The organism is Planctobacterium sp. AWM4_229 (assembly GCF_056160305.1).
Window position 1 is genome coordinate 410376 of record NZ_JBSWWX010000004.1, and the last position, 26760, is coordinate 437135.

23 protein-coding genes are annotated in these 26760 nt (G+C 46.0%); 13 read left to right on the top strand and 10 right to left on the bottom strand.

Features of this window, described 5'->3' with window-relative positions; genetic code table 11:
- Positions 1 to 51: 51 nt before the first annotated feature.
- On the bottom strand, positions 52 to 2043 hold the full coding sequence (locus ACXAGP_RS11100) for a sodium-translocating pyrophosphatase (RefSeq protein ID WP_475261406.1): 1992 nt from the start codon (positions 2041 to 2043) through the stop codon (positions 52 to 54).
- Positions 2044 to 2562: 519 nt separating this feature from the next.
- On the opposite strand from ACXAGP_RS11100, the gene ACXAGP_RS11105 reads away from it, so the two are divergent.
- From ACXAGP_RS11105 to ACXAGP_RS11135, 7 genes are all read left to right on the top strand, one after another.
- A complete protein-coding gene (locus tag ACXAGP_RS11105; RefSeq protein ID WP_475261407.1) occupies positions 2563 to 3714 on the top strand; it encodes an efflux RND transporter periplasmic adaptor subunit in 1152 nt (383 codons plus the stop codon).
- A 17-nt stretch (positions 3715 to 3731) separates the two neighbouring features.
- Complete coding sequence (locus ACXAGP_RS11110; RefSeq protein WP_475261408.1) at positions 3732 to 6884, top strand: efflux RND transporter permease subunit; 3153 nt, start codon at positions 3732 to 3734, stop codon at positions 6882 to 6884.
- Positions 6885 to 7060: 176 nt separating this feature from the next.
- Positions 7061 to 7609, top strand: coding sequence for an inorganic diphosphatase (ppa, locus tag ACXAGP_RS11115; RefSeq protein WP_475261409.1), 549 nt, complete (start codon positions 7061 to 7063; stop codon positions 7607 to 7609).
- Positions 7610 to 7745: 136 nt separating this feature from the next.
- Positions 7746 to 10256, top strand: coding sequence for an intermembrane phospholipid transport protein YdbH family protein (locus tag ACXAGP_RS11120; protein ID WP_475261410.1), 2511 nt, complete (start codon positions 7746 to 7748; stop codon positions 10254 to 10256).
- Positions 10257 to 10294: 38 nt separating this feature from the next.
- Positions 10295 to 10483, top strand: a complete 189-nt coding sequence (locus ACXAGP_RS11125; RefSeq protein WP_475261412.1) for a YnbE family lipoprotein — start codon at positions 10295 to 10297, stop codon at positions 10481 to 10483.
- Between the two features lie 19 nt (positions 10484 to 10502).
- Positions 10503 to 10832 carry a YdbL family probable chaperone protein gene (locus ACXAGP_RS11130; protein ID WP_475261413.1) on the top strand — a complete coding sequence of 110 codons (330 nt, stop codon included), beginning with the start codon at positions 10503 to 10505 and terminating at the stop codon, positions 10830 to 10832.
- A 114-nt stretch (positions 10833 to 10946) separates the two neighbouring features.
- Positions 10947 to 11681 (top strand): methyltransferase domain-containing protein, encoded by a 735-nt coding sequence (locus tag ACXAGP_RS11135; RefSeq protein WP_475261414.1) that lies wholly within the window; start codon positions 10947 to 10949, stop codon positions 11679 to 11681.
- Between the two features lie 48 nt (positions 11682 to 11729).
- On the opposite strand, the gene ACXAGP_RS11140 is transcribed toward ACXAGP_RS11135, so the two are convergent.
- The 5 genes from ACXAGP_RS11140 to ACXAGP_RS11160 form a co-directional block, all read right to left on the bottom strand.
- The gene (locus ACXAGP_RS11140) at positions 11730 to 12713 is read right to left on the bottom strand and encodes a catalase family peroxidase (RefSeq protein WP_475261415.1); all 984 of its coding nucleotides are present in this window, start codon (positions 12711 to 12713) and stop codon (positions 11730 to 11732) included.
- Positions 12714 to 12871: 158 nt separating this feature from the next.
- The gene (locus ACXAGP_RS11145) at positions 12872 to 13687 is read right to left on the bottom strand and encodes a polysaccharide deacetylase family protein (protein ID WP_475261417.1); all 816 of its coding nucleotides are present in this window, start codon (positions 13685 to 13687) and stop codon (positions 12872 to 12874) included.
- The gene (locus ACXAGP_RS11150) at positions 13648 to 14355 is read right to left on the bottom strand and encodes a GDSL-type esterase/lipase family protein (protein ID WP_475261419.1); all 708 of its coding nucleotides are present in this window, start codon (positions 14353 to 14355) and stop codon (positions 13648 to 13650) included. Before ACXAGP_RS11150 ends, ACXAGP_RS11145 begins: the two co-directional genes overlap by 40 nt.
- Before the next feature lie 194 nt (positions 14356 to 14549).
- The gene (locus ACXAGP_RS11155; RefSeq protein WP_475261420.1) at positions 14550 to 14864 is read right to left on the bottom strand and encodes an antibiotic biosynthesis monooxygenase family protein; all 315 of its coding nucleotides are present in this window, start codon (positions 14862 to 14864) and stop codon (positions 14550 to 14552) included.
- 3 nt (positions 14865 to 14867) lie between these two features.
- Positions 14868 to 15197, bottom strand: coding sequence for an NIPSNAP family protein (locus tag ACXAGP_RS11160; protein WP_475261421.1), 330 nt, complete (start codon positions 15195 to 15197; stop codon positions 14868 to 14870).
- A gap of 85 nt (positions 15198 to 15282) precedes the next feature.
- On the opposite strand from ACXAGP_RS11160, the gene ACXAGP_RS11165 reads away from it, so the two are divergent.
- Complete coding sequence (locus tag ACXAGP_RS11165) at positions 15283 to 15966, top strand: ArsR/SmtB family transcription factor (protein WP_475261422.1); 684 nt, start codon at positions 15283 to 15285, stop codon at positions 15964 to 15966.
- 79 nt (positions 15967 to 16045) lie between these two features.
- Here ACXAGP_RS11165 and ACXAGP_RS11170 read toward each other — a convergent pair whose 3' ends face one another.
- Positions 16046 to 17695, bottom strand: coding sequence for an endonuclease (locus ACXAGP_RS11170; protein ID WP_475261423.1), 1650 nt, complete (start codon positions 17693 to 17695; stop codon positions 16046 to 16048).
- A gap of 313 nt (positions 17696 to 18008) precedes the next feature.
- Between ACXAGP_RS11170 and ACXAGP_RS11175 the strand changes: the two genes are divergently transcribed.
- The gene (locus ACXAGP_RS11175; protein ID WP_475261424.1) at positions 18009 to 19205 is read left to right on the top strand and encodes an MFS transporter; all 1197 of its coding nucleotides are present in this window, start codon (positions 18009 to 18011) and stop codon (positions 19203 to 19205) included.
- A 3-nt stretch (positions 19206 to 19208) separates the two neighbouring features.
- Positions 19209 to 19679, top strand: coding sequence for a DUF3299 domain-containing protein (locus ACXAGP_RS11180; RefSeq protein ID WP_475261426.1), 471 nt, complete (start codon positions 19209 to 19211; stop codon positions 19677 to 19679).
- Between the two features lie 26 nt (positions 19680 to 19705).
- On the opposite strand, the gene ACXAGP_RS11185 is transcribed toward ACXAGP_RS11180, so the two are convergent.
- The 3 genes from ACXAGP_RS11185 to uvrA are packed head-to-tail and all read right to left on the bottom strand — an operon-like array spanning position 19706 to position 23643.
- Positions 19706 to 20401, bottom strand: a complete 696-nt coding sequence (locus tag ACXAGP_RS11185) for a 2OG-Fe(II) oxygenase (protein ID WP_475261427.1) — start codon at positions 20399 to 20401, stop codon at positions 19706 to 19708.
- Positions 20401 to 20796 carry an acyl-CoA thioesterase gene (locus tag ACXAGP_RS11190; RefSeq protein WP_475261428.1) on the bottom strand — a complete coding sequence of 132 codons (396 nt, stop codon included), beginning with the start codon at positions 20794 to 20796 and terminating at the stop codon, positions 20401 to 20403. The genes ACXAGP_RS11185 and ACXAGP_RS11190 overlap by 1 nt, the downstream gene beginning before the upstream one ends.
- Positions 20797 to 20808: 12 nt before the next feature.
- Positions 20809 to 23643: an excinuclease ABC subunit UvrA gene (gene uvrA, locus ACXAGP_RS11195; RefSeq protein WP_475261429.1), complete on the bottom strand. Its 2835-nt coding sequence runs from the start codon at positions 23641 to 23643 to the stop codon at positions 20809 to 20811.
- A gap of 170 nt (positions 23644 to 23813) precedes the next feature.
- Between uvrA and ACXAGP_RS11200 the strand changes: the two genes are divergently transcribed.
- The 3 genes from ACXAGP_RS11200 (at position 23814) to ACXAGP_RS11210 (ending at position 26593) form a co-directional block, all read left to right on the top strand.
- A complete protein-coding gene (locus ACXAGP_RS11200; RefSeq protein ID WP_475261431.1) occupies positions 23814 to 25166 on the top strand; it encodes an MFS transporter in 1353 nt (450 codons plus the stop codon).
- 8 nt (positions 25167 to 25174) lie between these two features.
- Positions 25175 to 25741: a single-stranded DNA-binding protein gene (locus ACXAGP_RS11205; RefSeq protein WP_475261432.1), complete on the top strand. Its 567-nt coding sequence runs from the start codon at positions 25175 to 25177 to the stop codon at positions 25739 to 25741.
- A 276-nt stretch (positions 25742 to 26017) separates the two neighbouring features.
- A complete protein-coding gene (locus ACXAGP_RS11210) occupies positions 26018 to 26593 on the top strand; it encodes a response regulator (protein ID WP_475261434.1) in 576 nt (191 codons plus the stop codon).
- The last annotated feature ends 167 nt before the right edge of the window (positions 26594 to 26760 follow it).

Genomic DNA, 26760 nt, shown 5'->3' on the forward strand with positions numbered 1-26760 from the left:
AAACTGCACCTAGGTGCAGTTTTTTAGTTTTATCTACGCTGTGTCAGCGACTTAAAGCAGCGGTGCAATCACCAGGCTGACAATTGCCATCACATTGATCAAGATGTTCATGGAAGGACCTGATGTATCTTTGAAGGGGTCGCCCACTGTGTCTCCCACGACAGTCGCAGCATGCACCTCTGAGCCTTTACCGCCATAGTTACCTTTTTCTACGTATTTTTTGGCGTTATCCCAGGCACCGCCGGCATTGGCCATCATCAGGGCCAGCAATACACAGCCCAATAAGGCTCCGCCTAACATGCCGCCTAGCGCATGGGCACCAAGGCCAAACCCAACAAGAGGAGGAACCGCGACAGCAATGGTCCCTGGCAAGATCATTTTTTGCAAAGCGGCTTTGGTGGCAATATCCACACAGCGGCCTGTATCCGGCTCAGCTTTCCCTTCCATAAGTCCTGGGATTTCTTTGAACTGACGACGAATTTCCTGAATCATATCAAACGCTGCATCACCCACTGCCGTCATGGTGATAGACGCGATCAAGAAGGGTAAAATCCCACCGATGAACAGCCCCACTAGCACCGTCGGATTACCCAAGTGCAACACGAAATCACCTTTGAGAGATAGGGTTTCCACAAAGGCTGCAATGATGGCCAGGGCCGCCAAGGCGGCAGCGCCAATAGCAAAACCTTTACCAATCGCTGCAGTGGTGTTACCTAACTCATCAAGCGAATCGGTAATTTGACGAGTTTCTTCGCCCAGGCCACCCATCTCAGCGATGCCGCCAGCATTGTCTGCTACCGGACCATAAGCATCAATCGCCATGGTAATGCCGACGGTAGCCAACATGCCTACTGCGGCAATGCCGACACCGTACAAACCCGACAAGGTGGTAGAAATGTAGATAATGACGCAGATAGTCAAAACCGGCACAACTACGGACTGCATACCAACCGATAATCCGGTGATCATCACAGTGGCAGAGCCGGTTTCACCGGATTTAGCAATCTTACGCACTGGCGCTGCAGCGGTGTAATACTCAGTTACCAGACCGATAATAATACCGCCCACGGCACCTGTGATCACCGACCACCATACATTGTTACTAATACCGGCTTGGGATATTACAAACCAGGCTGCTGCTATAAAAATTATCGCCGCCGACATGGTACCCGCTCTGAGCGCCACATCCGGTTTGCTGGATGACATCGCCTTGACAACCAAAATGCCCAAAATAGAGCAAACCAGGCCAGTGGAAGCTAAAGCGAGTGGTAAAAACATTAGCGATTCACGGCTACCCAGCACGCCGACTGTCATGGTGGAAGCGATGGCGATAGTGGCGATCATCGAGCCACAATAGGACTCAAAGATATCGGAGCCCATGCCCGCAACGTCACCCACATTATCGCCTACGTTATCGGCGATAACGCCGGGGTTACGCGGGTCATCCTCCGGAATTCCGGCTTCGACTTTACCTACCAAATCGGCACCTACATCGGCACTCTTAGTGAAAATACCACCGCCAACACGGGAGAACAAAGCTACGATGGAGGCCCCCATTCCGAAACCGTGGATGGCATGCGCAGATTCAGGATCACCACCAAAATAAAGATATAAGAAACCTAAGCCAAGCAAGCCCATTGAAGCCACGCATAGACCCATGATGGAGCCGCCCATAAACGCAATGGATAAGGCTTTGGCTGGGCCGCTGTCGTGAGCGGCTTGAGTGGTGCGAACGTTGGCTTTGGTTGCAGTGAACATACCAATGTAGCCTGCTAATGCGGAGCAGCCTGCGCCAACAGCAAAAGCGATAGTGGTGTTAGTTCCAAGGGAAAAGTACACAAACGCCATTACTACCGCAGCAAACATAAAGAGCATTTTGTATTCGCGATGCATGAATACCATGGCGCCTAAATGAATGGCGTCAGCAATTTTTGCAATAGCGTCATTGGTTACAGGATGTTTTTTGATAAGGGTATAGATAATAAGGGCGAAGAGCAGACCGACCGCACCCATAATTGGAGGTAGATATGTAAATTCTGCCATGTACTTTCCTTCTTATTGTTATTGGATAGCCTGATACTACTCTTCCTGAAACCGACTATCGTGCAAAGCGCATTGACCGTTTTCGAATGCGTCCTGCTTGTTGCTTAAATTTCCTTCAATAATCTACAGTGTGTGAGAATGTTAATAAAATGTAAAGATTTGCTGCTTAGAAATTCACCTTATCTAAAATTGGTAATTTAAATACTCTTTGAACTATAGTGCCATTTCAAAAATATGCTTCATAAAAAGTCTCGCTCAAAAACAATGACACAGTTTTAGTATGGGTTTAATGTTCAGGTAACGAAGTTTTGTTAAAATCTCTGTGTTAAGGTGACTTTTGTCACATGGTTTTTTGCTCAGAAAATGCCAGAATAGATAGTGCAAAAAGTTACTCGGGGTCGTATTAGCGGCAGCCGGTGTCAATTAGTGTCAAGTTGCTCATAGTTGTTTACAAATCTTGTAAGACCGTTGACATTAATTTCAATAGAATATTCCGCAAGTTAACAAGGTTATTTGGTTATGAAGAAGAAGTGGTTAAAAGGGCTTTTACCCTTTGGTGTAATTGTATTTGGCATGGTAGGCATGACTGCCATCAAAGCGACAGCACAAAAAGCGGAAGATGAAGATGCAATTGATACGCGTCCTAAGGTGAGTGTTGAGGCTATTGCAGCACAAGATTACCAGGTGGTAATCACCGCTTACGGCGAGGTTGAACCGCTTGAGTCCACAAGTTTGTCTGCGCAAGTGTCTGGAGAAGTTGTCGATTGGCACCCCAATTTTGTGCCGGGTGGCCTGATTAAGCGGGGCGAAACCCTTTTCAGCATCGAGAAAGATACCTATCAGGCCGCTCTCTACAGTGCACAAGCGACTTTGTCACAGGCAAAAGCGGCTTTGATTGAAGAGCAAGCCAGAGCCGATGCGGCAAAGGAAGAAGCAAAACAAATTCCCGCAGCCAGAGTAACGGATTTATATTTGCGCAAACCGCAGTTATTGACGGCTCAAGCCAATGTGAAATCAGCACAAGCACAGCTTAAAATTGCTCAGCGAGACCTGGACAATTGCGAAGTAAAAGCACCCTATGACGCGCTCGTGGTATCCCGAAATTTGGGGGTTGGCCAGTTTGTTTCAATGGGGGCTCAAGTCGCCCAGTTATACAATGTGGAGTACGCCGAGATTACCCTGCCAATTGCGGGCTTCGACACTACCTTTTTACCCGATGAAGTGACGGGCGTTAAAGCTAATGTGGTTAGTAAGGGCATCAAAACTATTCAACGAGACGGTGTGATTGCTCGAGATTTAGGCGTGGTAGACACCGCAACGCGTATGGGCCAGGTGGTCGCCCGTGTAGCCGACCCTTATGGCCTTAAAACCGGCGCTCCTAAGCTGAAATTCGGTAGCTTTGCAGAAGTGAATTTCATCGGCAAAACCCTGGAAAACGTTTTTAAACTGCCGCAGGAGTTGGTGACCAACCAGACAGTTTGGGTAGTCGATAATGAACAAAAACTGGAGCCGCGCTCAGTAGCTGTACTGCGTGAAGAAGGCGAATTTTATTTGATTAGTGATGGTTTGAGCAATAACGACCAATTGGTTACAACGTTGCCTGAATACCCGCAAAAAGGCATGGAAGTTAAGCTGATAGACGGTAGCGATAATTCCACGGCAAGCCTGTAATTGCGAGGAGCAAAAGCATGAGTACTGAAACTGAAAAACCCAAAGGGATCATTGCTTGGTTTGCCAACAACTCGGTGGCGGCAAACCTGTTGATGGTGTTTATCCTGTTTATGGGGATCGTGAGTTATCTCACCATTCAACGCCAGATGTTTCCCAATATCGAGATCAATTATATTGATGTGACTGCGGTCTATCCGGGGGCTTCGCCACAAGAGATTGAAGAGAGTATTCTCATCAAGATTGAAGAGGCCATCAAAGAGATCACGGAAATTAAGAAGACCATCTCCAGAGCCAATCGCGGTTCAGGTAGTGTCGCATTGGAAATCAAGACAGATGTTGAACTGACGGATGTTCTGGATAAGGTCAAAAACAAAGTCGATTCTATCGCTACCTTTCCGGCAGAAATGGAGCCGGTGAATGTTTCCCAACGAGAATTCCAGCAACAGGTTATTGAGTTATCTTTGGTGGGTGACGTGCCGCTGGAAAAACTGAAACCATTGGCGAAACAAATCGAAGATGAATTGTTGTCCCTTAGCAATGTATCGCTGGTTAACTTAGGGGATCCCAATGATGAAATCGCGGTGGAAGTGGACCCCGATCAGTTGCGCAAATACAACCTCACCATTGCCGATATCAGCAACGCTATCCGCAATTACTCCACAAATATCTCTGCCGGTCAATTACGCACTGACAGTGGTATCGTATCGGTACGGGTGGAAAATCAATATTACTCCGGTGAAGAATTCCGCCAGATTCCGGTAAAAATCGGTCGCAACGGTGCAAAAGTATTGCTTCAAGATGTCGCCACCATTCGAGACGGATTTACTGAAGGGGAGAACTACTTCAGTTATTCGGGCCAGAATGCCATTTACTTGTCTGTCAATGCCACCAAAGATCAAAACATGGTACCGGTGGCCAAGTCGGTGAAAGACTTTATTGCTGAGCGCAATAAAACTTTACCTCAAGGTCTTGAATTAAAGATCCTGGTGGACATGACTTATTACCTCAATGCCCGCTTGGACATGATGCTGAAGAACCTGACGCAAGGTTCAATATTGGTAGCGATTATGCTGTCCATATTTTTGCGCTTTGGTTTGGCTAAATGGGTTATGTTGGGCTTACCAGTATGCTTCCTGGGGGCGGTACTGCTAATGCCAGCGATGGGAGTCAGTATCAATATCCTGTCCTTGTTTGCGTTCATCATGGTATTGGGGATCGTGGTGGATGATGCCATTGTCATTGGGGAAGCTGCCTATACCGAAATAGAGAAAAAAGGCGGGGGTATTGATAATGTGGTGCGCGGAGCGCAACGGGTTGCCACGCCAGCTACTTTCGGTGTACTGACTACTATTGCAGTGTTTGCACCCTTCTTATTTTCCAGTGGCCCTGATGGCGTATTCTTTAAAACTATTGCCAGTGTGGTAACACTGTGTTTGATCTTTAGTTTGATCGAATCTAAGTTGATTTTACCGGCTCACATCGCTCACACAAAGTTCAAACCATCTCGGCCTGGTTCATGGCGAGCTCGCTTCAACAAGCGCTTTTTTGCCTTTGTAAACGGACCTTACAAACGCTTTGTGGAGTTGTGTACAGAATGGCGCTGGACGGTATTTACCGCGTTCATCGCGTTATTGATGTTGGCGATGGGCTTAATTCAGGCGAATCATGTACGTATGGTTCCCAGACCCGCTGTACCACATGACTTCCCTAGCATCAGTATCGAAATGAATGAGACCGTGTCTGATAAAGCCACCATTCAGGCGTTAAAAATGGTGGAACAAGCCATTTATCGCGTCGATGCCGAGATAGAACAAGAGTTTGGCCAGAACATGGTGAAAGACTTGTTGGCTTTTAATAACAGTCGAACCACCGGTCGCTTAGTGGTGCCTTTAGTGGATGAGGATCTACGTCCCTTTGACGCATTTGAGTTATCCAGGCGCTGGCGCCATGCGATTCCGGAAATACCCGGCATGAAATCCTTCCACATTCAGGACAATGTCACCGGCGGCGAATCGGACGAGTTTGGTTATTTATTGTTTGGCAGTGATATCAAAACCTTAAATGCGGCGGGGCGCCAGTTTATTCGCATGTTGCAAGATGAGAATGGTCTGTTTGATGTGAGTTCTACCATAGACCCTGCCAGCAAAGAGATACAGTTAGAATTATTACCCGTTGCCAATGATCTCGGTCTCGACCTTGCCAACATTGCGCGTCAGGTGGGAAATAGTTTTTACGGCGGAGAAGCGCAGCGTGTTATTCGCGATGGCGAAGAAGTGAAAGTGATGGTGCGCTATCCAAGACTGACCCGTGAGCGTTATGCTGAACTCAAATACACGGTGATTAAAACGCCTACAGGTAGTGAAGTGATGTTAGGGGATGTGGTAGCCCTCAAAGAGGAGCCAGGCATCAGTTACATCCGACGTGAAGGTGGTTACCGCAGCGTTTATGTCTTTGGGGCAATTGATGAGCAGTTGGTGGAACCTGGTGAAGTCACCAAAACTATCCAGGACAAATTGCTACCGGCCTTAAAAGAAATGTACCCGTCGGTTAAGACCGAGCTGGGCGGCTCTATCAAGGAAACCCAGGATCAACAAAACGAGCAGTTGTTGTTTTTCTTTGCTGGTATGTTGATGGTGTACATATTGCTGGCTGTGCCTCTTAAGAGTTACGCACAACCCTTTATCATTATGTCGGTGATCCCGTTTAGTTTAACCGGTGCCATTTGGGGACATTTCTTCTTTGGCCTTGATTTGAGCATGATGTCTTCATTTGGTTTGATTGCCGCGGCAGGGGTTGTCATTAACGATAGTTTGGTGATGACAGATTATGTCAACTCTCACCGCCGGCAAGGGTATTCTGTGCGAGAAGCGGTTATAGAGGCGGGCTGTGCTCGATTTAGAGCTATTACCCTCACCTCTATCACCACATTTGTAGGGGTTTTGCCCTTGATGTTTGAAACCAGCCTGCAAGCAAAATTCGTTATTCCAATGGCCATTGCGCTCGGTTTTGCAGTGTTGTATGCCACGCTGGTAACCCTGCTATTGGTGCCTAGTATGTACATCATGCTGGAGGACATTAAATGGTTTTTCGGCAAACTATTCGGTTTTGCGAAGATACCCTTTCTCAGACTGAAAGGCATGATATTTCCCGGAAAAGCCAGCGACGCCTAGTTCTCTGAGTTTTTGCTAAATGTCTAAAAATGGTGCCTTTTTGGCACCATTTGTTTATCTGTCAGGAAAATTCTTCTATTTAATACCCGCTAACACTAAGGCAAGCATTGAATCGGACGGGTTTGACCTTATAATTCCCGGTAATTCTTAAAACTTTCAACTTCAGGATATTTCCTATGAGCTTAAATGCTGTACCTGCTGGCAAGAACTTGCCAGATGAAGTAAACGTAATCATTGAAATCCCGGCCCATTCAGATCCGGTAAAATACGAAGTAGACAAAGAATCTGGTGCGATTTTTGTTGACCGTTTCATGGCAACTCCCATGCACTACCCAACTAACTATGGCTATGTACCACACACCTTGTCTGATGACGGTGATCCGGTAGACGTATTAGTTATTACTCCTTTCCCATTGTTGGCGGGTTCTGTTATCACTTGTCGTCCGGTTGGCGTACTCAACATGACGGATGAGTCAGGCGAAGACGCAAAAGTACTGGCCGTGCCAAAAGATAAGCTGTCAACTTTGTATCGCGGTATCACAGAATACACGCAGGTATCTGAGCCACTGCTGAAGCAAATTGAGCACTTCTTTGCCCATTACAAAGATTTAGAACCTAACAAATGGGTGAAAATCGAAGGTTGGGCCGATGCTGCTGCAGCGAAAAAAGAAATCGTAGACAGTGTTGCGCGCTACAATGACGCCGAAGACAAGCCGGCGTTCTAAGCTGCTTTGTTTTATCCATTCTGAAACGCCGCTTTTAAGCGGCGTTTTTTTTGGGCAATTTCCAGCAATTCATATCATGGTCATGAATATCTCGCTATGATGCAGTTTGATTTACTAAATCGATAATTTTTGATAAATGAGTAAGCGTTTACTTGCTGCTGCAAGCGCACTGTTGATGTTAGGCATACTGAGCCTGGTTTATCTGCCCTATTACGTTCAGCAAAAAGTGGCCAGCAGTGTGGCTGAATTTGACGGGCAATTGCAGTGTTTAGATTGGTCCGTAAAAGGTCTGAATCGCATCGCAATCCACAAGCTTTGCCTGGAGTCACAGGGCATTAAATTGGTAGTGCGGGACGCTGATTTGCTGCTGTCGTTGCGACAGTTATGGTCCTCATCTTCAAAGTTGGCGGTATTGTCGCAGGCGCAGGTATTGCGCCTGGATATCAGCATTCCAGTTGACAAGTTTTTTATGGATACGACTGAGAAAAAGCAAACCTCAGATCCCCAACTGGAACAAGCTTTAGCCGTTGTTGCCGAAATTCCCTTTGTGCAATTACCTGAGTTATCTATCGCTAAAATCACACTGCAGCTCACGTCCTCGCCGGAGGAGCATAAGACTAAGTTGTTTGAAAATGCCTTGCTGAGCTGGTCGTTGAACAACAAATCCAGTACCAGTGAAAACAGAATAACCATCAGCAGTTTATTAGATAGCCAGCAATGGCTGAGATTCACTCAAGACAAAAAGGGTAAATTTAAGTTAGCCTGGCAGCTCAGTTTGACAGACTTATATGAGGGGGGGAATCAGCTAGTCAGCGCTGAACAAAAAGAACGGTTTAAGCTACTGCGCAAACTATCGGGGCTATGGCAAGGGCAGTTGGAAGTTGACAGTAAAAATCCAGCGCAGCTATTTTCAAGTCATGCTATTACGGACCTTAAAACGCTGCTGCAGCTGCCTGAAATATCTTCCGTGGCAATTGGCGTCGCAGGAACTTTGGATTTTGAGGCGGCCTTGAATGTGCTTGAAGGAGAGCAGAAATGGCGGGTCAGCAATATTTCTCAATTGCCTTTGGCCCTCACCGGAGTCACCGATTTTGCAAGTAACTACTTACAGAAAGTAGAAATACCGGGATGGCAGTTGCAAGATCCCTTAAGCGATACAATTTCCCTGCAACTGCCTGTCGAGCTCCTGTTGTCAGATGCCATGGTAATCCGCACTCAGGGTTCCTTGATACTCAAAAGTGCTGCTCAGCAACTGGAATTTGATGACATTGTTGCGGATATTGCAGGTCTTAGTCTAGATGCAAGGCTTGCTGCGCAAGTGGCACTGCAATTACGCCAAAATGCTGCCGAACTAGAGCAATCTATGGCCGTTTCAGGTGTAATTTCCGGAGGGCTTCAATATCAAGCTGAAACGGTTAACTTAAATAACCTGGTGTGGCGTTTTAGTAGCGAGGAATTGTTCAGGTTGCTACCAGCAAGTAGCAATGCAGATTTTGGTAATACTTCGATAGCGGGGCAAAGTAACGCAACCTTGAGTGCTGATGAGTGGCAAATAGCAGGAAGTTACCGGGCCAGAATTGCTCATCCAAAATTAACTTTATCATCTGATTTAGAGGCTAGATCAGAGTACCTCGAACTATCGGGAGACTACCAGCTTGTCCCCGAAAGCGTTCAGATGAAAGGAACAATCTCTTTGCAGGAGCAATTGAATGCTTCATTCAAAGTGGCAGGGGAACTGTCAAATCTGCATATCGATGCTCAGTTGCAACCGAGTGATTTAACACGGGTATCTTCACTTTTTCATGGCCTACCTGAAACATTAACAGTAACGCAGGGGGCGATATCAGTTAGGGCTTCCGGAGTATTTCAGCAAGGGCGGGTTGGGCCATTACAATTTGAACTAGCTCTGAAAGAAGCATCAGGAGCCTGGCAGAATTACGCGGTGTCGGACTTGACTACTGAATTTAAAGGGCGCATGCAGTCTGATGGCAAGATAGTATCATTCTCTAACGTGATGCAGATTGGCAATTTCTTTGCGGGTGTGGATATTAGCGATATCAGTTTTGAATATGGGATTGAAAACGGCAGCAACGACCTGCTGGGACTGACCCCGGTGATACATAACCTCAAAGCAAATCTGTTAGGTGGTCAGATTAAAGTGCAACAGCCATTTTATCCCATGGCCAAGCATGGCCAGATAAATCTGTCGGTTGAGCGCTTATCGGTGAGCGAGCTGGTGAATCTGTTTGATCAACAAGGGTTGCATGTTTCGGGAGCGCTAAGTGGCACGGTACCGGTGTTGTTCAGCGAAGGTTCTGTTAGTGTGCCGCAAGCTGAACTCAATGCCGTGCAACCTGGAGTTATTCGCATCAGTGACAATCCGGCATTTATGAGCCTCAAAAGTAGTCAAAAAAATCTGGCTTCAACATTGAGTCTTTTGGAGAATTTACAATACTCTAAATTGGATACCACTATGAGTTTGCAGCCAAATGGTTGGTTGGAATTGGCGGTGAAGATGCAAGGGATGAATGTGGAGCAACAGCAGCCCATTAACTTTAATCCCACCTTTAGTACAAATTTATATACTGGTTTAAAGGCGCTAAGGGCGGGCAAGGATATTTCTGAGGCTATCGAAAAGCGTTTTTGAGCATGGGTATTTGTCAGACAAACAGGAGAAGAAACAGCATGAAGGGGATTTCAACGGTTGCGCTTATTGCGCTGGCCATCGCCCTGACAGGGTGCACACACAGAGTTGAGGTGGCAGCCAAAGAGCCAATAACCATCAATCTCAATGTTAAAATTGAGCACGAAATCCGGGTAAAGCTGGATAAAGAATTGGAAGATGTCTTCAGTGAAGACAGCGAATTGTTTTAATCTTGCTTGGGAATCGAACATGAAACACTTTCTTAAACCTCTATTATTGTTGTGCCTTCTGGCATTTAACACAGCAGCTTTTGCCATTTCTCTGGATGAAGCCAAGGCACAAGGCCTGGTGGGTGAGCAATTGGACGGCTACCTTGGCCTCGTAGTGCAAAACAATGAAGCACTTAAGGTCATCGAAGACGTGAATGCAAAACGCAAAGCGCTATATCAAAAGCTGGCTGAAAAGAACGGTGTGGACCTGGAAGTTGTGGCCAAACTGGCTGCTGAAAAAGCCGCAGAAAAAACCCAATCCGGACATTACATTCAGAATATGGCAGGCGAGTGGGTGAAAAAGCCTTAATCAGGCTAAGAGATTGTTCAATGATCCTTTGCTTTGAGAATTACTCTTTTCAAAATTTGATTTTTGATGGCTTTAGGGTAGTTTAGTTAACCAAAATGTTAAGGAATTCACCCATTGAAACTGAAAACTAAACCATTCTCGCTATGGATGTTGTCTGCTTTTTTCGTGGTACAGACAACTTTTGCCGATCCTGCAGTCTATCAATCAGCCATCGAGCATCCAAATCGACTTGCTTCAGATTTGCAATACGATGAGGCCAGAAAGCCGTTAGATAGCTTGTTTTTTACTCAAATTGATACAGGTGACAAGGTCGTTGAATTAGGGGCCGGAGGAGGCTATACCACGGAACTCTTATCCTGGGTTGTGGGCTCTGAGGGCAAAGTTTATGCACATTTTTTATATAACCAACAGCGCCTGGCAGAAGAGCGATTAGCCAATGTGGTTTCCTTAAAACAACATCATCTGAGTGAGCATGGCGATGTGTTGCAAGAGTTGAACGTTGCTGAAGGACAACTTGATGCCATCGTTATTTTTTACATTCTTCACGATATTTATTTGAACGAAGAAATGAACGATGATCTTTTCCCTACTTTGTTTAGAGCACTAAAACCCGGTGGGAAGCTAATCATTCTGGATAACGCTGCGGCCAAAGGTTCGGGCCTGGCTAACATTGGTGATTTGCATCGAATTGATGAAAACTACGTAAAAGAAGTGGTCATGGCTGAGGGATTTGAGCTAGATGCTGAGTTACAGAGCTTGCGCAATCCTGAGGATGATCATACTAAGCCATGGGGAGATTTTAAAGGCAAACAAGATCGCTTTGGCTTGCGTTTCGTCAAGCCTGATTAATTGGTGTGACATTCAGGGTTCCATCTGGAACCCTGTGGAATCTAATATTTACTGGCCACTTAAACGCTTCCCAAAAGAGATCGCATAAGCAGCTGAACGCATTTTAAGCACGGGATCGTCACTGGGCGTAAAGCCTTGCGAAAGTACATTGGGATCAAAATTGGTCCCGGTACAGGCATCTCCGCCAGCGCTTTTAAGCGTAATTTTTCCTAAATTAACCACTTGTCTGTCGGCGGACCATTGAATAGAAGGATCGTTTACCGCATCACCTTCCTCCCCCAAACTCACATTTAGAGAGAAACTCACCGGACCTTCAGCTAATTGCTCTGTTAAGCGCTCTTCCAGGAAGGGCGTTTCCAGCGCTTTAGCCTGTTCTGGTTCCATTGTTTTCACCCCAAAATCCGGTGAGATATGCCAGCGAAGCATTACCGATTCATCACCACTATTGTAAAAGAAGGTGTGTAAACCAAAAAACTCGGTATTGGCGTAGGAAAAAGCGGTTTTAGCTTGCTGATTCCAAAGGGCATTGGCCTGAACACTAGGATTTACTTTGATGTACTCCATGGTTTTTTGCGGATTGCGCTGACCATTCTCATCAGGCAGTAGCGTGCTTAGAAAACCAAAAAATGTTTCGGGATCTTTACCAGCAAACACCGGAAAGTTATTGCCAGTAAATATATGTCGTGAACCATCTTTTAGGGTGATCTGCACCGCCATACCTCGAGTGCCTGGTGCTCGCTCATCCGCGTTAGGGTTACCACCCCCCATGGAAAAGCGCACAGATATCGGCAGCTCACCACTGCTGATTAAAGGCGCATCAGCAAAAGGACCTGCTTCAGAGTTTGGCGTGAAACTGCCGATAGCACACACGCCCGAGGCATGCGCTTTGCGAACGCCGGGGTGTTTACCACTTAATTTTTCAAAAAGTTCAACAAGCTGGTGGGCTTGCACAGATTCAGGTTTTGCTGCCTGCGCCTGATTCGCTAATACAAGACTTAAAAGCGTGGTTGCAATTATCGCCGTTTTTCTCATCCATCTTCTCCATGTGGTGTGCTCAATGGGACTTGTTTGTAGTACGAGTATAGATGGAAAAAGGCGTAGGAAAATTTCACATAAGAGGAATAAGTTTATCCAGGTACTCCCCTTAGGTGCAAAATGTACAAGGGCTCCATCCCGAGCCCATGTGCTTTTTATTTTGTAATTTCATTCTCGTTCAAATACGCGGCAAAATCGCCAGCGGATACGTACCATATATCACTCTGGTGAGCGATATTCGCCAACAGCTCTTCCATATAAGACCAGCTATTGTTGGGTTCATTGAGATCAAACTCCCAAGAATGTCCCCAAATTACCAGGACTGTTAATTCATCGGCTTTGAGTTGTTTATAAGCTTTGATAAGGGGCAATGCGTCCTTGTGATGGATCGTTGGGTGCCATTCGAATAAATCCACAGGCAAATCGAAAGTGCCAGTAGAGACAACTGTGCGAGCATTAGTAAAGCCCACTTTTGCCAGTGTTTGCTTGGCATTGTCGTCAAAGGATCCCAATGGATAGGCAAAAGACTGTATTTTTTCCTCTTTTAACTGACTTAAGATATGTTGATCTTGATGCACCTGTCTGAATAGTTCGTCTGGCGCCAAACCCGCAAGTCCGGGGTGAGTGTGGCTATGTCCTGCAATTTCATGATCAGCATATAAAGTCGCCACCTCATTGTGGGATACGTACTTGCCGATTTCGCCAATTACATTTTTCAACCAAGGGGCCTGTTGGCCAAATAAACCCGAACTGAGATTAAATGTGCCTACGACCTGATATTGATTGAAAAGCTGGACTAATTTTCGGTCCTGAACAACACCATCATCATAGCTAAAGATTACGGCTTTTTTGGCACCGTTTGGGTAGAGCAGCTCTGCTGAATAAATGGGAAGCACAAACAAGCAAATAATCACTAAACAAAATAGTCTCATTACAAAGCCTCGATGTAGGGCAGGAGGATTTCTTGCCATAAGGCATATCCTTCAGCGTTGAGGTGAGTGCCATCGGTTGTAAGCTCTGGTCGCATTACACCGTCAGGAGTGACAAAGGATGAATGCAATTCAATGTATTGGAACTGCTTGTTTGGAATTTGCTGGATCTGTTGATTAACTTCCTTGGCCAAGACTGTAATAAAATCGCGATGGTCAGGTAACAGACTTTGCACAAATATTTGGGTATCAGGCAGTGATGCACGTAATTCTTTGGTTATCTTTTGAATGTTTTTTGCTATGGAAGATAATTGCTGGATTTCCTGTTGATAATACAAATTGAAGATATCGTTGATACCAATGAGAATGAAAATAGCTTTTGGTGAGCTTTCTTGCAGCTCATTTAGACGGGCTAATACCCCATAAGTCATGTCTGCTTTTATACCGCGGTTTCTAAAATGTGTGCCGCCAAAACGCACTCCCCAGTTCATTCCCATTTCGGTGATACTGTCGCCAACAAAAACGATGTCCCCTCGGTTTAAAGGCTGAAGCGAAAACATAGACATCCGTTCACGATAGTGATTTTTTAGCCACTCTGACTGATAGGGGATTTTGCTGGCTTGTTCACTTTGCACCGGAAAAGCGAAGCCAATTGAAATCAAAACAATGCAAATTGAAAAAAACAGAATTACCGGGTTCGTAGTTTTCATAGAGAAATCCAATGCAGTAGTTAATTAAAAGACAAGCAAAATATAGTCTGAATTCAAACTACCAATATTAGAAATTCATTGATATATCATGCATTCGTATTCATATTACAAGGAGGCCTTGCGCCCAACACAAAAAAGGCTCCATCTGGAGCCCTTATGACTTTTGTCGTCGGTCTAAACAGATCCAGACATTTTTATTGTTTATTGGCATTTCTGCCATATGAACGAGAAATTTCAGCGATATGAATACGGTAGTGGTGGAATAGTTCCTGTTTACCTTTTAATTGTGCTGCTTGGTGTTCGTTGTCTTCACGCCACTCTTTAATGGCGGCTTCATGCTGCCAAAATGACAAAGACAAATATTTGTCAGGATCGCTCAGGCTTTGAAAACGCTCTATCGAAATAAATCCATCAATCTTGCCGACTTTATCTCTTAAAACTGCTGCGATATCCAGATATTCATTCATGCCATCCTGAGCTGGCTCCACTTCAAAAATTACTGCAATCATTGTTTAGTCCTCTTGTTGTGGAGCTGGCAGTTCAACATTTCTTAGAAATGTGCGCTTTTCTCTTAAAATAAATTGCTCTTTTTGAGCAAACTCAAAGTTTCCTTTTCCTCCTGCAGAGTCTTTCAAACGCTTTCGGTAGGATTCATACTCCGCCAGGGAAGTAAAGGTGATCAGTCCATAGGCAATATCGTTGGTGCCCTCTTTGGGAAGAAAGTAGCCCAATAATTCACCACCACATTCCGGGATCACAGTGAGCCAGGTTTGCGCATATTGCTCAAACAGGTGAAGTTTAAATGGGTCGATCTGGTATTCAATAAAACAGGTGATTTTCATGCTACTTGCTCCAACGTATGTTTTTGGGCAGTCTAGCGTTTTTATTTTTGTGATAATTCGATGCTTATCGAACTGTGAGGAAAAAGTGCCAGAACCGAACATTGTCAGTATCGCCGCACTCATTGGTGATAACACACGAGCCAGTATGTTGATGGCGCTGATGTCGGGTAAAGCACTGACGGCCACCGAACTGGCCACGGAAGCGGAAGTCATGCCACAAACAGCCAGCAGTCATCTTAGCAAACTTGTGGATGGCGGATTATTGCTCGTGAGAAAGCAAGGGCGGCACAAATACTTTCAACTCAAAGATGAGCAGATAGCGGCACTAATCGAACAGATCCTTAACATTAGTGCTGTTGCGACCAATATCAGTATCAATCCTGGTCCCGCCAATGCCCGTCTCAGGGCGGCCCGAATTTGCTACGACCATTTAGCCGGTGAATTAGGGGTTGCAATGTATGGCGCCCTTATTCGACAGGGATTTTTAACAGATGGGCAAAATGAGCCGCAACTAAGCGCAGCAGGTGTCAGCTATTTTACTGCCATTGGCGTGGATATCGATGCCATGAGTCGCACCAAAAGGCCTCTGTGTAAAGCTTGTCTGGATTGGAGCGAACGCCGCAGCCATTTGGCTGGAAGCATGGGAAAATGGGTTTTACAGGACATTTTTAACAATAATTGGGCAAAACAGGACCTGGATTCCCGGGCGATTGCGTTCTCAGTCTCGGGGCTGCGTTCCTTCAAGCAACGTTACGGTATTGCTCAGTGACTCCTGATTTACCATAAACGAAAAAGGGCTCCATCTGGAGCCCTTGTGCCTTCTGTCGTCGGTCTTATTATTATACTTTTTAGTTGCCCCAGATGCTGGAGACAAACTCAGGATGATCCACAAACGGGTTGCGGTTGGCCTGGTGTAGTTCTGCCGCATTGTTGCGATCAATTTCTTTTTGGCTTACCGGGTCAGCGTTGTGCCACTGTTTCATCAGCGCCAGGAACCAGCTTTCGAACACTTGATTGGACGTGCCGTTCAGTACTGCATCGCCGTAGCTGCTATTGTTTTCCCAACCTGCAATCACATCTTCATAACGAGTTGCCATGTAGAAGTAAGCGCGAGCCAGGTCACCTTTGAACTCGTCAATGGGTTCAAACACTGTACCAGAATAACCTAAGCCAGATGCCGCAGAGCCCAGTTTAGAACCATTACTAGAAGTATAAGTGGCGCTACCAACTTCACCGTAGGGGTAACTTCCGCGTTGCGCGTTAACATAACCGTCTGTGGCAAAAATATGGTGGGCATCAGAGTTCATCGGCTCAATCTTGCCGCCAAACCAGCTTTTCGGGAACGAGTGCTCGCGGTTGTAACAATCAGCCTCACCACTGTAAGTACCGCACTGGTCAGTCACTTTGGTGAAGTTGAAAGGATCAGAGCCATTAGGTGCTTCAGAATAAATATCCAGGATTGAACCATCATTCTCATAATAGTTATCAATTTCCGTTTGCTCGTAGAAAGTCCACAGTGCACCGTAACCCTGATTGCTATGACCTTTGATTATGTCGTGCAGTGCAGTTTTTAAGGTGTAACCGCTAAGGCCTTCGGCACTCTGGTAATAGGCTTCGAGGTCGCTGTTGCTGCCGCCGCCAGTGCCGCCACCGTTGCCACTGCCAACGGTAAAGGTGTGTGTGGCCGTTGAATTGAATTCACTGCCATTGAAAATTTCAGTGCCCGCCACATCGAAGCTGTAGGCACCGCTACCATACCCACAGCAGATACCGTCGCCGTAGCTGTCGTTGATTTGGAAAGTGTAATCACCATCCGCCAAACAAAACTCTTCGGTATAGCTGGTGTTATTAGAGAAGTTATCGCCAGATGCAATAGTATTGTTACTGGAGTCTGTTAGCTGCCAGCTGGTCTCACTGGCGTAATTGTCAGTGAGTAAGTTGAATTGCGCGCTGGTATCTGCACATCCACCCGTACCGCCGCCGGTGCCACCGCCAGTACCTGTGCCTGCATCAGTAGGCTCAAAGCTATCAACGTAAACTATTTCTGCTCCGTCAAATCCGGAAACATCATAAAAGCGCAAGCCGACTTCGATAGTACCAGTGGAGCTGGCTGTATAAGATTGGCTAATTTGTTGCCACTGATTTGTCAGGTTCTCATTGGAATAACCGTAGTAACCGTTTACGTACATTCTGGCGCGGACGTTGCCCTCAGTGTGATAAACGCGGGCGCTAAAATCATAGCTCTGACCTGCAGTTACGCTCACTGTTTGACGAAAGTCAGTGGAGCTTTGTGTGCCGGTTGTTACGTTGATGGATGCTGAACTTGTACCGTTAAAGCTGTATGCAGTAGATTGGCTAACACTGATACCTGAATCGATAGTGGTCCAGCCATCGGGGGCATTGCCTGTCCAGTTTTCAAATTCACCATTTTCTACCTGGGCAAGTGCAACCGGGCTTAAAAGAGCCAGACTGGTAAGGGCCGTGAGTACCTTTTTCATTATTGTCTCCGCTTCTGTCGCAAGGAATAGTTGTTTTTTAATATGTTTTTTGAACAGGCGTCACTGCTCAAACAATGTGCAGTCTGGTTACAAATTGTGACAAATACAATACAGTTATTTTACAAAAATTGACCAATTGGTTCAGTTTTTGTACACAATTCAGGATATCTTTTTAAAAATCGGACCTGTGAGGCTTTTTTACCGATTAAAATTCAGCCTCCGTGAAACAAAAGTAAGCTTATTCGTTAACTGAATTAGGCTCAGCTAGCAATTTGCATTACAATCGCCACTTCGATAAACAGCAGGTTCCAGCATGACTTCTAATTTTCAGGCGCTTCGTCAAAAACCCGAGTTTTTATTGCTCGCTATGGCGTTTGTAATGCCATTAACATTTTCTGTTTGGAACGCACTGCTCAATAACTTTGTGATTGAAAAAGCCAGTTTTACCGGCGCAGAAATAGGCATGTTGCAAAGCTTGCGTGAGGTTCCCGGTTTTCTGGCTTTCACTGCGGTGTTTGTTTTATTGGTACTCAAAGAGCAAACCTTTGCTCTGTTGTCGTTAGCGGTTATGTCGATAGGGGTTGCTATGACGGGATGGTTTCCGTTTGAAATCGGACTTTATTGCACCACCGTGTTGATGTCTATTGGATTCCATTACTTTGAAACCGTAAATCAGTCGCTGACTTTGCAATGGTTGCACAAAGACAAAACAGCCCACTTTATGGGGCAGCAGTTAGCAGTGAAAAGTTTTGCTTCATTGTTTGCTTACGGTGCCATTTGGGTATTGATGGAATGGTTAGGAGTAAGTTACAACATGATGTATATGCTGGCAGGTGGAGCTGGCTTGCTCATCGTTGTTATTCTTTGGATTACATTCCCTACCTTCAAAGAAGCAACCGGCCAACACAAGAATCTCATTATGCGCAAGCGTTACTGGTTGTATTATGCGCTGACCTTTTTCAGTGGCGCCAGGCGACAAATCTTCGTGGTGTTTGCTGCCTTTATGATGGTGGAAAAGTTCGGCTATAGTGTTGGACAAATTAGCCTTTTGTTTGCCGTTAATTATATTTTTAACCTGCTGTTTGCGCCTGCGATTGGCAAGTGGATCCACAAAGTAGGCGAAAAAGCGGCGTTAACCTTTGAATACATCGGCTTGTTTATTCTGTTTATCGCTTACGGGCTGGTGGAAAACGCCACATTAGCTGGAGCCTTGTTCATCATCGATCATTTATTCTTTGCACTAGCTATAGCCATTAAAACCTACTTCCAGAAAATTGCGGATCCAAAAGACATTGCCTCAACGGCTGGCGTGAGTTTTACCATCAATCACATTGCAGCGGTTGTGATACCAGCATTGTTGGGCATTATCTGGTTGACTTCCCCAAGCCTGGTGTTTTTTATTGGTGCAGGCTTTGCGTTTTGTTCTCTGGTATTATCCCGCAACATTCCTGGAGCTCCGGGCCAGGGCAACGAAGTTGTGTTTAACCCATTTTCACCTTCAAAAGTGTAGTGTATGAAAAAAGTAATCCCACTGTTGTTAACTCTCTTGCTAGGCATAAGCTCAGCGTTAAAAGCTGAAACCGTTGAGCTGTATTGGGAGGATCTTATCCCTGAAGGTTATGTGCCATCCGATGCTTTGCCAGAAATTGACCATACAAATCCTATGGCACAATCCAACCCTAATGCACCGGTAAGAACTGACTTAAATGGCAAGCAAGTTAAGATCCCGGGATTTGTGGTACCGCTTGAAGGGGATGACACAATTACTGAGTTTTTGTTGGTGCCGTTTTTTGGTGCTTGTATTCACGTGCCACCACCACCTTCCAATCAAATTGTCTATGTGAATTTTCCTGAAGGCGCTAATGTGGATAACCTGTACGATGCAGTTTGGGTAACGGGAACCCTGCAAACTGAGGGGTGGACGGGCGATTTAGCGACTGTGGGTTACAACATGACAGGTATGGAGATCGCCCCCTTTGAATAAGGGAGCGATCATTCAGGATTCAGCCGTTAGCCACGATACAGGTGCTCAGCGCGCTGAAATAACACCCAAGACGTTATGATCTGTTTGTTGCCACTGATAGGCACGTTGCCGCGATGCGTGTGGGTAAAGTAGGCTGGTGCAATCACCATAGTGCCCTTTTGGGGTTTTACCGATTTGTTTTGGTAATAGAACTGGGTTTCTCCGCCCTCTTCAACATCGTTTAAGTAATACATAAATAACAGAATACGGTGTAGGGCTTCATTGTCCGGTAACTGCGGGTACACTTCTGAGTGCCAATAAGGATAGCCGCCTTTGCCTGCCTCATACTTTTGCATATTGATATCACCAAAACGGAAAAAGTGCGGAATAAACTGTTCCAGCTTGGGTTTAGCCAATTCGTTGTAGTTTTCTTCTGTGATATTGGTGGGCTCGCCCGTTACAGGGTGTTTTAGCTTTATTCCTAAAGGGCCAATAAAGGCGAAGAAATACTCATCAAAATAATCGATGACCTGGCGCGTTGTGGTGTGTACTACTTTGGTGAACTCTTCTTTGAATTCAGCATTACTGCTGATGGAGATATCGCGGCTGATCTTCTTTGACGTGTCGACACCGCCGCCTGTGCGCCCCTGAAAAGTCCCGGGATGAGCGGCAAATTTAGCCATCAAATTGTCGCAAGTCGCATCATCCAATGCGTTGGGGATAACTTTAATAAAATCCGACATCAGTCTGCTTCCACTGCGATGGATTGCAATTGGCTGCGAATGTTGTCTGGCACCGCGCAGGCTTTTTGTGCCTTATAATCAAAATGCACCATAGTGGTTAACCCTTTGGCGCAGCGTTCGCCGTTTTGCCAGACCTCCTGAAATACATCAAAGGAGCTGCCACCAAGGCGGCTGATGCCGGTTTTGATGGTGACTTCGCCCAGGAAGATCTGTTTTAAAAAATCCACCTTGTAACTGGCCAGGATGAGAGGCCAGTTGTTGACATCCATCTCAGGGGTAAACATCTTAAATACCGGCTCGCGGGTGGCTTCAAACCACTGAACTAATGCGGTATTGCCAACGTGTTGTAAGGCATCGGTTTCGCAAAAACGGACTTTAAACGTTTCTTCCAGCATGATGATTCCTTTTTATTTATTGTTTTTCAGGAAAGGCGCAAGAAAGTGGCCAGTGTGAGAACCCGCTACTTTACAGACTTCCTCAGGAGTGCCTTCTGCAATAATATTGCCACCACCAGAGCCGCCTTCAGGTCCGAGATCCACTATCCAGTCAGCGGTTTTGATCACATCAAGGTTGTGCTCTATTACTACAACGGTGTTGCCGTGATCTCTCAGGCGATGCAATACCGCCAGTAGCTGCTTGATATCATGGAAGTGCAACCCGGTTGTGGGTTCATCCAGAATGTATAGGGTTTTACCGGTATCTCGCTTGGACAGCTCTTTAGCCAGTTTTACCCGTTGTGCTTCACCCCCTGACAGCGTGGTAGCCGCCTGACCCAAACGAATATAAGACAGGCCTACATCCATCAAGGTTTGCAACTTGCGATTGATGGCGGGCACGGCATCAAAAAACTCGCGAGCGTCTTCAACTGTCATTTCCAGTACTTCGTGGATGTTCTTGCCTTTGTACTGAATTTCCAGTGTTTCACGGTTGTAGCGTTTGCCTTTACAGACATCACAAGGCACGTACACATCCGGTAAGAAGTGCATCTCTACCTTGATAACGCCATCACCTTGACAGGCTTCACAGCGGCCCCCTTTAACATTAAAGCTAAAGCGGCCGGGTTTGTAACCACGCGAGCGGGATTCTTGCGTACCGGAGAACAACTCTCTAATTGGCGTGAAAATACCCGTGTAAGTCGCCGGATTTGAACGAGGCGTTCTGCCAATGGGGCTTTGGTCGATATCCACCACTTTATCCAGCTGATCCAGGCCGGTTATGGCTTTGTAAGGCGAAGGTTCATCAGTGGTGGCACCGTTTAATTCGATATGCGCGATCTTATAAAAAGTATCGTTTACCAGGGTGGATTTACCAGAGCCGGAAACCCCGGTAATGCAGGTCATCAGGCCTACTGGCACTCGTAGGGTAACATCGTTAAGATTATTTCCTGTGGCACCTTCCAGTTCTACCCAGGCATCATCTTTGTTAACGATACGGTTTTGGGGGGCGGTGATTTCCTCTTTACCAGACAGGTATTTACCTGTTAGGGAGTTATCATTATTGAGGATGTCTTCCAGTTGCCCTTCGGCAACGATTTCGCCGCCGTGCACACCTGCACCAGGGCCGATATCCACCACGTAATCGGCCAGGCGAATGGCATCCTCGTCGTGCTCCACCACGATCACGGTATTACCTAAATCCCGCAGGTGGGTCAGGGTTTTAAGTAAGCGCTCATTATCTCTTTGATGCAGACCAATAGAGGGCTCATCCAAAACATACATCACACCGACAAGACCAGCACCGATTTGACTGGCCAATCTGATGCGCTGCGCTTCACCACCGGATAGAGTATCGGCACTGCGGGATAGATTCAGGTAATTTAACCCGACATTCACCAGGAAGGTGAGCCTGTCGTTAATTTCCTTGAGGATCTTTTCTGCGATTTGAGCTCGCTGTCCTTGTAGTTGCATATTGGTGAAAAAGTCCTTCGCTTCCACGATAGACATTTCGGAGACAGTGGGCAGCGTGGTATCCGATACAAATACATTGCGCGCTTCCTGACGCAAACGACTGCCACCACAGCTGGTACAAGGCTGTTGGCTCAAGTATTTAGCCAACTCTTCCCGCACTGCATTGGATTCAGTTTCTTTATAACGGCGCTCCATGTTGGGAATTATGCCCTCAAACGGATGCTTGCGAGTCATGATGTCGCCGCGGTCGTTTATGTATTTGAAGTTAATAGAAGTGCCTTTACTGCCGTAAAGTACCACGTCTTGCGCTTTTTTATCCAGCTCGTTAAAGGGAGTATTTAAATCAAATTCATAGTGTTCGGCGACTGCCTGCAACATCTGGAAGTAGTAGTAACTGCGTTTATCCCAGCCGCGAATGGCACCACCAGAAATGCTGATCTCTTCATTGGTGATCAAACGCACAGGGTCAAAGAACTGCTTGGTACCCAAACCGTCACAGGTACCACAGGCTCCCGCCGGATTGTTGAAAGAGAAGAGTCGTGGCTCAAGTTCGGTGATGCTATAGCCACAATGAGGGCAGGCAAAATTCGCTGAAAACACCAACTCTTCTTTGCCCGGCTCATCCATCCAGGCTACGCGAGCTACCCCAGCGGATAATTCTAAAGCGGTTTCAAAACTTTCGGCTAAGCGCAATTGCAAGTCTTCTCTGACTTTGAAACGGTCTACCACCACATCGATACTGTGCTTTTTGTGCAAATCCAGCTCAGGTGGATCGGATAAATCGCAGATTTCACCGTCGATTCGAGCTCGAATAAAGCCCTGTGCCGCCAGATTTTCCAGGGTTTTAATGTGTTCGCCTTTGCGATCTTGCACTACCGGTGCCAGCAGCATCATTTTACTGTTTTCTGGCAATTCCAGCACTTTGTCCACCATCTGGCTTACGGTTTGCGCCTGCAATGGTGCATTGTGATCGGGACAGCGGGGCTCACCCACGCGGGCAAACAACAATCTCAGGTAGTCGTATATCTCAGTGATGGTGCCCACAGTAGAGCGAGGGTTGTGGGACGTGGACTTTTGCTCAATAGAAATGGCCGGAGACAATCCTTCGATGTGATCCACTTCGGGTTTTTCCATCATGGATAAGAATTGTCGTGCATAGGCCGAAAGGGACTCAACGTAGCGTCGCTGGCCTTCTGCATAGAGCGTATCAAATGCCAACGAGGACTTACCCGAGCCAGACAAGCCTGTGATCACAATGAGCTTGTCACGTGGTAATTCAATATTGACGTTTTTCAGATTGTGGGTTCTGGCACCCCTGACAGTAATTTTGTCCATGCAGTGAAAATAGCCGTTCAAAAAAAGAGATATTATATGCATATATATACAGTAGTTAGCAAATGGTTTAATTTATCGACTGTGGCCATTAGCTACTGTCTCTGAAGCGGTTTTTATGCTAATATTCGCCGCCTTTTTTTGTCCCAATTCCAACAGGAAAATAGACCGTTTTGAATCAAACTGAAATTCGAGGCGCCTTGTCACTGGCTTTTGTTTACTTGATGCGCATGCTCGGGTTGTTCATGGTAATGCCGGTACTGGTGGTTCTTGCTCAGGATTATCCCGATTACACCCCCATTTGGGTGGGTGCGGCTATTGGCGCCTACGGCTTGTCGCAAGCGATTTTGCAAATCCCCATGGGCATACTTTCCGATAAGTTGGGGCGCAAGCCGGTCATTATCGGTGGTTTGCTGTTGTTCGCTATGGGAAGTCTTATCGCAGCCTATGCCGATTCAATGTGGTTATTGACCCTCGGCCGTTTTTTACAAGGTACCGGAGCTATAGCGGGTGCGGTTATGGCTCTTGCCGCGGATATTAGTCGAGAGAATCAGCGCAGCAAGGTAATGGCCATTATCGGCATTGCCATTGGTTTTTCTTTTTATTTGTCTCTGATTTTGGGGCCGCTAATAGCAGCGTCTGCGGGATTACAGGGAATATTCATGGTGACTGCGGTTTTAGCGCTGGTGTGTATTCCACTGGTTAAATTTGCTGTGCCTGATGCCATGGTTAGTGCGCCCGGCGGCGATACGCTACCCGACAAAACCCAGCTGTCCGAAATGCTGCGTTCGTCACAATTGTGGCGTCTAAATCTTAGTGTATTGCTGTTGCACATGATGATCACTTTGGTGTTTGTACAGTTACCCGTGAATTTCCAGAGTTTGGGCTGGGAGTTGTCCCGTCATTGGGTTTTGTATTTGCCAATCTTGCTGCTGGCGATTGTGGGTATGGCATTAATGATGGGCTTTGGTCGCAAATTTAAAAACAATGCCATGCTCATAGTTGCACTGTTTCTTATGGCAATCGCGTTTTGGGGATTAGCCAGTTTTGCCCATCAATTCTATTTGTTAATGGCTTTTGTAGTGCTGTTTTTCACCGGATTTAATTATCTAGAAGCCAATTTACCCGCCATGGTGGCCAATATCGCGCCACCCGGAAAAAAAGGCTCTGCCATGGGCATTTATGCCAGTTTTCAGTTTTTTGGCGCATTTTTAGGAGGCATTGTCTCAGGATTGCTAATTGCTCACTTTGGTGCGCAGTTACTCTGGTATTTAGCGGCGGGCATCTGTATTCTTTGGTCAGGTTTGTTTTTCGGTTTCAGCCAAACCGAACGTCTGACACGCTACACCCTGTCTTTGAATTTGGCAGGCAGGGACTTAGGCACGATTAAGACCCAGCTCAACGCATTACCGGGCGTCAGTGAATTTGTCATTGTGCCAGATGAATCTGCCGTGTACCTGAAGGTACAAGGCAAACAATTTGATATTATGAAAGCCAGAAAACTGGCTGATCCAAGACTGAATTAGGAGAGAACATGGCCAGCAGAGGTATCAACAAGGTTATTATCGTAGGTAACTTGGGGCAAAACCCTGAGGTAAAATACATGCCAAATGGTAATGCCGTTACTAACATCAGCGTAGCCACCAGTGAAAGCTGGAAAGATCAGCAAGGCCAATTGCAAGAGCGCACCGAATGGCACCGTATCGTTATGTTCCGCAAACTGGCTGAGATTGCCGGACAATACCTGACAAAAGGTTCGCAAGTTTACATTGAAGGTAAACTGCAAACCCGTAAGTGGCAAGACCAAAATGGCCAGGACCGTTACACCACCGAAATCGTTGCCGACAACATGCAAATGTTAGGTGGTCGCCAGGGTGGTGGTAACGAAGGCGGTGGTTATCAGCCTAATCAAGGTATGCAAGGTGGTGCGCCGCAGCAAGCGCCAAGCTATCAGCAAATGCCCAATCAAGGTGGCGGTCAACCGAATCGTGGCGGTCAACAAGGCGGTGGCAACCAAGGTGGTTTCAATCAAGCTCCGAAACAACCTTCGCAGCCTATGCAAGAGCCAGATTTTGACTTTGATGACGATATCCCGTTCTAAATTCCGGATATTTATCCCTAAAGCCCTGTTTATCAGGGCTTTTTTATTTGTCTTTGATTTAAATGGCCACAACACCGCCCAATTCAATATGCGAACAGGTATTAGAATTAACCTCGGGCTGCCAACTCTCAACAGCTATTTCGCCGCTATCCAGAGTGTCTGTTTGAATGAAGCCTCGCAAAGCTTTTGTTTTAAAAACAACTCCTTATACTTAAGTCGCATTGCGGCCTCATTGTATGTGAAGATAATAAATACAAAACCTTAAGTTGGAATAACATGTTTACGCCCAAAGAGATCGACTTTCTCAAGAAAGAACTCAATTTCTCGGTTTCCCAGGTACAAGAAAAACTGGATGAGCCGGATATTGAAGGGGCTAAGCGTTATCAGCTGGAAGAAAAGTTGATCACTATGGTGTCGGTGGTGAATAAACTTGAAAGAGCTCGCCCTGACAAAGATCTGCGCAACAAATCGGTGCGGGTTTTGATTGTTGATGATGTGGACTCGATGCGCAAAGTGCACCGTCACTATATGCTCTCCTGTGGCTTTCGACACATTGATATGGCAGAAGATGGCTTGCGTGCTTACTCACTCATGCGCAAAGCCATAGCTGAAAATAACCCTTATGACCTTGTGATTTCAGATTGGGAAATGCCGAAAGTTAGCGGCCTGGAACTTTTGCGCAAGGTGCGAACCGACAAAGAGTTGTGGAAAACGCCTTTTTATTTGATCACCAGCTTGGGCGATAAAACGCATATTCTGCAAGGCATTAATACAGGCGCTACCGGGTACATGGTCAAACCCATAAATCAGAAGATCGTGAATCACAAATTTAAAGATTATCTGGATTGCTAAAGCAGGTCTTATCTTCGCTGAAATTTTCTTCTTTTCAGGTTTTAGTAATTAAAACCTCTAAAAAAGCGTCAAATATGCAGATAAATAATATTATAAGTCACTCGGTGGATATGGTGCTTTTGCTCAGAGTTTGTTCTAATAACCAAAATACAAGAATAATAAGTTAC